General features: G+C 74.3%; 1 protein-coding gene. It reads left to right on the top strand.

The genetic code is table 11. The features are described from left to right. Positions 1-7,692, top strand: a 7,692-nt coding sequence (locus ABZ260_RS42130; RefSeq protein ID WP_355628997.1) for a type I polyketide synthase, incomplete at both ends; no start/stop codon positions are given.

Raw genomic sequence — 7,692 nt, forward strand, 5'->3', positions numbered from 1 at the left:
ACAGGCACTGGTCTCGGGGGAATGCACGCTCGCGCTGGCCGGCGGTGTGACCGTGATGGCCACACCCGGACCGTTCGTGGAGTTCTCCCGGCAGCGGGGGCTGTCCGCGGACGGGCGGTGCAAGTCGTTCGCGGACGGCGCGGACGGTGTGAGCTGGGCCGAGGGCGTCGGGGTGCTGGTGCTGGAGCGCCTGTCGGACGCCCGGCGCAACGGTCACGACGTGCTGGCGGTGCTGCGGGGCTCGGCGATCAACCAGGACGGTGCGTCCAACGGGCTGACCGCGCCGAACGGCCCCTCCCAGCGGAGGGTGATCCGCCAGGCGCTGGCCGGAGCGGGTCTGTCCCCGGCCGAGGTGGACGTGGTGGAGGGGCACGGGACCGGGACCACCCTGGGTGATCCGATCGAGGCGCAGGCGCTGCTGGCCGCCTACGGCCAGGACCGGCCCAAGGACCGCCCGCTGCTGCTCGGGTCGATCAAGTCGAACATCGGCCACACGCAGGCGGCGGCGGGTGTCGCGGGCGTGATCAAGATGATCATGGGCATGCGGCACGGCATCGTGCCCAAGACCCTGCACGTCGACGCGCCGTCCTCGCACGTGGACTGGACCGCGGGCGCGGTGGAGCTGCTGACCGAGGCACGGGAGTGGCCGGAGACGGGCCACCCGCGCCGGGCCGCCGTGTCGTCGTTCGGCTTCAGCGGCACCAACGCTCACCTCATCATCGAACAGGACACCGTCGAGCGGGCTCCGTCGGCCGAGGGGGCGACACCCTCGGCTGACAGGCCGCCGATGGCGGGCCTGCCGCTGCCGCTGCCGATCTCGGGCAGGACCGAGCAGGCGGTGCGGGAGCAGGCCGCGCGGCTGCTGTCCCACCTGGAGGGCCGTCCCGAGACGAGGCCGGCCGATGTCGCGTTCTCGCTGGTGACCACCCGTTCCCCCTTCGAGCACCGGGCCGCCGTGCTGGCCGAGGACCATGCCGGAGCGCTGGCCGGGTTGCGCGCGCTGGCCGGCGGCCGGGCCGCGCCGGGAGTCGTACGCGGCCAGGCCGGGTACGACCAGAAACCGGCGTTCCTGTTCACCGGCCAGGGTGCTCAGCGCGTGGGCATGGGCCTGGAGACCTACGAGCGGTTCCCGGTGTTCGCCGAGGCCCTTGAAGGCGTGCTCGCGGCGCTGGCCCCCCAGATGGCCTCCTACCTGGACCGTCCGCTGCGGGAGGCACTGTTCTTCGACGCGGAGCTGCTCGACCGTACGGAGTACACGCAGCCGGCGCTGTTCGCCCTGGAGGTCGCGCTGTACCGGCTGGTGGAGTCGTGGGGCGTGCGCCCTGCCGCGCTGGCGGGGCACTCGATCGGGGAGCTCACCGCGGCGCACGTCGCCGGGGTGCTGACGCTGGAGGACGCCTGCGCGCTGGTGGCCGCGCGGGGCCGGTTGATGCAGGCGCTCCCGGCCGGCGGTGCGATGGTGGCGATCCAGGCCGGTGAGGAGGAGATCCTGGAGTCGCTGGCCGGGCGCGAGGGCGAGGTGTCCGTCGCGGCGGTCAACGGCCCGGCATCGGTGGTGATCGCCGGGGTCGAGGCCGCGGTGCTGGAGGTCGCCGCCGGGTGGGCCGCCCGGGAGCGCAGGACCAAGCGGCTGCGGGTGTCGCACGCGTTCCACTCTCCGCTGATGGAGCCGATGCTCGCGGAGTTCCAGGCGGTCGCCGAGACGGTGTCGTACGCACCCCCGCGGATCCCGGTGATCTCCAACGTGACCGGCGGGTTCGCCACGGACGAACTGTGCTCACCGGCCTACTGGGTGCGGCACGTGCGGGAGACGGTCCGGTTCTGCGACGGCGTGCGGGAGCTGCACGGGGCGGGCGTGACCGCGTTCCTGGAGATCGGGCCGGACGGCGTGCTGACCGCGATGGCCCAGGACGCCCTTCCCGCGGAGGCGGATGCGCTGCTGCTGCCCGTGCTGCGCGGCGACCGCGACGAGAGCACCGCCCTCATGACCGCGCTGGCCGAGCTGCATGTGAACGGCGTACGCGTCGACTGGCCGACCCTGCTCCGCGGGGCCCGCCGGGTGGACCTGCCGACGTACGCGTTCCAGCACGAGTCGTTCTGGCCGGAGCCGCCGTCGGCCGTGAACGACGCGGTCGCCGATCCGGCGGACGCGCGGCTCTGGGACGCGGTCGGGCGCGGCGACGCCGGGGACGTGGCCGCGATCCTTGGCCTGCGCGACGAGCACTCCTCCTCGCTGGACACCCTGCTCCCGGCCCTGTCGTCGTGGCGACGGAGCCGGAGCGAGGCGTCGGTGCTCGACTCCTGGCGCTACCGGGTGGAGTGGAAGCCCCGCCGTACGCCCCCTCTCACCATGCTGGAGGGCACCTGGCTGGTGGTGACCGCCGACGGGATTCCGGACGGCGACGTGGTCGCCGCGCTGGACGGTCACGGGGCGCGAGTGGAGCGGCTCGTGCTGGAGGGGACGGACGCCGACCGTACGTCGCTCGCGGCCCGGCTCCGGGAGCTGGACGAGATCTCCGGTGTGATGTCGATGCTCGCACTGACGGAGGCGCCCGTCGCGGACGGCGGGGCGGTACCGAGCGGTCTCGTGCTCACGGTCGCGCTTCTGCGGGCGCTCGGCGACGCGGAGATCGACGCGCCGCTGTGGTGCGTCACCCGTGGCGCGGTGTCCGCGGCTCCCGGCGACCGGGTGACACGTCCGGTCCAGGCGCAGGTATGGGGTATGGGCCGGGTCGCCGCCCTGGAGCATTCGAAGCGGTGGGGCGGCCTGGTCGACCTGCCCGAGGTCGTCGACGGGCGTGCCGCCCAGGGGCTGGCGAGCGTGCTGGCGGGCCTGGACGGCGAGGACCAGGTGGCGGTCCGGGCGTCGGGCGTGTTCGGCCGGCGGCTGCGGCGTCACCCGGCCGCGTCCGATCCGGTCGGCGGCGGTACCGCGTTGAGTTCCGGCGGGACGGTGCTGATCACCGGTGGGACCGGCGCCCTGGGCGCGGCCACCGCGCGATGGCTGGTACGCGGCGGCGTCACGCACCTGGTGCTGACCAGCCGGCGCGGCATGGACGCCCCCGGGGCGGCGGAGTTGCGCGACGAGCTGCTCGCGCTGGGGGCCGAGGTGAGCGTCGTCGCCTGCGACGTGGCCGATCGCGACGCGCTGGCCGCCGTGCTGGCCACGATCCCGGCCGAGCACCCGCTCACCGGGGTCGTCCACGCGGCCGGGGTGGGGGAGGCCGTCGCGCCCCTTGAGCAGGCGGACGCCGCCACCCTCGCCGAGGTGATGACGGCGAAGGTGGCCGGCGCCGCCAACCTGGACGGCCTGCTCGGAGATCGCGAGCTCGACTTCTTCGTGCTGTTCTCCTCGATCGCCGGGGTGTGGGGCAGCGCGGGGCAGGGCGCCTACGCGGCGGCCAACGCCTACCTCGACGCGCTGGCCGAGCACCGGCGTGCGCGCGGTCTCGCCACGACGTCGGTGGCCTGGGGCGCGTGGGCCGAAGCCGGCATGGCCGCGACGGAGGACATGGCCGACTACCTGCTCAGGCGCGGGCTGGCCTTCCTGCCGCCCGATCTCGCCATCGGCGAGCTGAGCCGGGCGGCCGGCGGCCGGGACGCGGTGGTGACGGTCGCCGACGTCGACTGGGACCGGTTCTATCCGATCTTCACCTCGGCCCGGCCCAGCCACCTGTTCGGCGAGCTCGCGGAGGTCAGGGCACAACGCGAGAGCGAGAACGGGGCAGGGGCCTCCGGCGACCCGGAATTCGTCGCGCGGCTGCGGCACCTGACCGAGAAGGAGCAGCGGCGCAGGCTGCTGGATCTGGTGCGCACCGAGGTGGCGGCCGTGCTGCGGCACGCCTCAGCCGAGGTGGTCTCCGAGCGGCGTGCCTTCCGCGAGCTGGGTTTCGACTCGCTGACCGCGGTGGAGCTGAGAAAGCGGCTGGTCGCGGTGACCGGCCTGGCGTTGCCGAGCACGCTGGTGTTCGATCACCCGAACCCGGCCGCACTGGTGGAGTTCCTGCGGTCGCAGGTCGTGGGCTCGGTGGGCGAGGTGGGCGCGGACGCCGGAGCCCCGGTCGCCGCCCACGCCGACGAACCGATCGCGATCATCGGGATGGCCTGCCGGTTCCCCGGCGGCGTCGGCTCTCCCGAACAACTGTGGGAACTGGTGACCGACGGGGTCGACGCGATCTCCGGATTCCCCGCCGACCGGGGCTGGGACGCGGAGGGGCTCTACGACCCCGACCCCGATCACTCCGGCACGACGTACTCGGTCGAAGGGGGGTTCCTGCACGACGCCGGCGACTTCGACCCCGGGTTCTTCGGGATCTCACCGCGCGAGGCGCTGACCATGGACCCGCAGCAGCGGCTGCTGCTGGAGACCGCGTGGGAGGCCATCGAGCGGGCCGGGATCGATCCCTTCGCGCTGCGCGGCCACTCGACCGGCACGTTCATCGGCTCCAGCTACCAGGAGTACGGCTCGGACGCCGCCGACGCCGAGGGACACCAGGTCACCGGCACCATCCCGAGCGTGCTGTCCGGCCGGGTGTCGTACGTACTCGGCCTGGAAGGGCCCGCGGTCACGGTCGACACGGCCTGCTCGTCGTCGCTGGTGGCGCTGCACCTGGCCTGCCAGTCGCTGCGTAACGGCGAGAGCTCGCTCGCCCTGGCGGGCGGCGTGACGGTGATGACCACCCCGGCCGCCTTCGTGGCGTTCAGCCGCCAGCGGGCCCTGGCCGCCGACGGCCGGTGCAAGGCGTTCTCCGACGCGGCCGACGGGATGAGCCTGGCGGAAGGGGCCGGCCTGCTCCTGGTGGAGCGGCTGTCCGACGCGCGGCGCAACGGCCACCCGATCCTTGCGGTGGTGCGCGGTTCGGCGGTGAACCAGGACGGCGCGTCCAACGGGCTGACCGCGCCCAACGGCCCCTCCCAGCAGCGGGTGATCCGGAAGGCCCTGGTAGGCGCGCGGCTGTCCCCGGCCGAGGTCGACGCGATCGACGCGCACGGCACGGGTACGGGCCTGGGCGACCCCATCGAGGTCCAAGCCCTCCTCGCCACGTACGGGCAGGGCCGGGAGCGCCCGCTCCTGCTCGGGTCGGTCAAGTCGAACATCGGCCACACCCAGTCCGCGGCGGGCGTGGCCAGCGTGATCAAGATGGTCATGGCGATGCGGCACGGGGTGCTGCCCAAGACGTTGCACGTGGGCACGCCGTCGTCCCACGTGGACTGGATGGCGGGCGCGGTCGAGCCGCTGACCGAGGCCATGCCGTGGCCGGAGACCGGACGGCCGCGCCGGGCCGCGGTGTCCTCCTTCGGGATCAGCGGCACGAACGCCCACGCGATCCTCGAACAGGCGCCGGACGCGGAGGAACCGGCCGGCGACGTCGTGCTCGCAGGTCCCAACGCCGATGCCGCCGCTTCCGATCGTGATCACGTTCCCGGTGCGGTGCCGTGGGTGGTGTCGGGCAGGACGGCGGAGGCACTGCGCGCACAGGCGCGGCGGCTGGCCTCGCACGTGGCCGACCTCGGTGAGCCCGATCCGGCCGCCGTGGGCCTCTCGCTGGTGACGTCGAGGTCGGCGTTCGAGCACCGCGCGGTCGTGGTGGGCGGTGACCGCGACGCGCTCTCCGCCGCGGTGCGGGCGGTGGCCGCGGGCGAGTCCGCGCCGGGCGCGACCCAGGGAGTGGCGGACGTCGAGGGCAAGACGGTCTTCGTGTTCCCGGGGCAGGGCGCGCAGTGGGCCGGTATGGGCGCCCTGCTGCTGGAGCAGTCCCCCGTGTTCGCCGAGCGTGTCGCCGAGTGCGGCCTGGCCTTGAGCCGGTATGTCGACTGGTCGCTGATCGATGTGCTGCGCCAGGTGGAGGGCGCGCCGTCGCTGGACCGGGTGGATGTCGTGCAGCCGGTGTCGTTCGCGGTGATGGTCTCGCTGGCGGCGATGTGGCGTGCGCACGGGGTGGAGCCCGACGCGGTGATCGGGCACTCCCAGGGTGAGATCGCCGCCGCCTGCGTGGCGGGCGCGCTGTCTCTGGACGACGCCGCGCAGGTGGTGGCGGTGCGCAGCCAGGCCATCGCGCGGCGGCTGGCCGGCGCCGGAGGGATGATGTCGGTCTCGCTCCCGGTGCCGGACATCGAGGAGAGGCTGCGCCCCTGGGGCGAGCGGATCTCGATCGCGGCGGTCAACGGGCCGCGTTCGGTCGTGGTGTGCGGCGACCCCGACGCGCTCGATGAGCTGTTGCGGCGGTTGACCGAGGAGGGCCTGCGGGCCCGGCGGGTCGCGGTCGACTACGCGTCGCACTCGGCCCATGTCGAGCGGCTCCAGGAGGAGCTGCCGCAGGCCCTGTCGGCGATCCGGCCGCAGCGGGCCGAGGTGCCGTTCCTGTCCACGGTGACCGGGGACTGGCTGGACGGCACGGAGCTGGACGCGGACTACTGGTACCGCAACCTGCGGCGGGCCGTCCGGTTCGAACCCGCGGTGCGGTGCCTGCTGGCCACTGGGTACCGGGCGTTCATCGAGGTCAGTCCGCACCCGGTGCTGACCGGCGCGATCCAGGAGACGGCCGAGGAGGCGGGTGGGACCACGGCGGGCACGGTGGTCGCCGGGACTCTGCGCCGCGACCAGGGCGGCGCGGAGCGCTTCCTGACCTCCCTGGCGGAGGTGTTCGTGCGCGGCGTGCCGATCGACTGGCGAGCGGCCTTCGACGGCACGGGCACCCGCCGGGTGGAGCTGCCGACGTACGCCTTCCAGCGGGAGCGGTTCTGGATACGGCGCGCCGAGGCGCGGACGACCGGCGCGGCGGACCCGGCGGACGAGCGGTTCTGGGCGGCGGTGGAGCGGGAGGATCTCGACTCGCTGGCTTCGGGACTGGACGTGGGCACGGGGGCACTGGCCGCGGTGGTACCCGCGCTGTCCTCTTGGCGTCGCCGGCAACGGGCCCGGTCCACCGTGGACTCCTGGCGCTACCGCGTCGCGTGGCGGCCGATGACCGGCCTCGCCTCCACCCCCCTGTCGGGCACGTGGCTGCTCGTCACCACAGAGGGCCTCACGGGCGATGACGTCGCCGACGCGCTGACCGCGCACGGCGCGCGGGTCCGCAGGGTCGTGCTCGACGAGTCGTGCACAGACCGCGTTCTGCTGGCGCGCGTGCTGACCGGCGTGCCGGCCGGTGCGCCGGGCGATGCCGGGGCGCCGGGCACCGGGGTGGACGCCTCGCTCGACGAGGGGGAGCACGTCTCCGGCGTGGTGTCCCTGCTGGCCCTGGCCGAACAGCCCACCGATCGATACCCGGAGCTGGCCACCGGTCTGGCGCTGACCGTCGCGCTCGTGCAGGCCCTGGGCGACGCGGACATCGACGCGCCGCTGTGGTGCCTCACCCGTGGTGCGGTCTCCACCGGCCGGTCGGATCCGGTGACCAACCCCGTCCAGGCGCAGGTCCACGGCGTGGGCTGGACGGCCGCGCTGGAGCACCCGCGGCGGTGGGGCGGCCTGGTCGATCTGCCCGGGACGCTCGACCAGCGCGCGGCGCGGCGCCTGGCGAGCGTCCTCGCGGGCGGCAGCGGCGAGGACCAGCTCGCGATCCGGCCCTCCGGTCTGTTCACCCGACGGGTGGTGCCGGCCCCGGCCGCCGATGATCTTCACAGGACACCACGCGGCGGTCGGCCACCATCCCTGACCAGGCCGGCCATCGTCAACGACGTCACGCGGCGAAG

It is taken from the genome of Streptosporangium sp. NPDC006013 (assembly GCF_040614275.1).
GTDB lineage: Bacteria > Actinomycetota > Actinomycetes > Streptosporangiales > Streptosporangiaceae > Streptosporangium.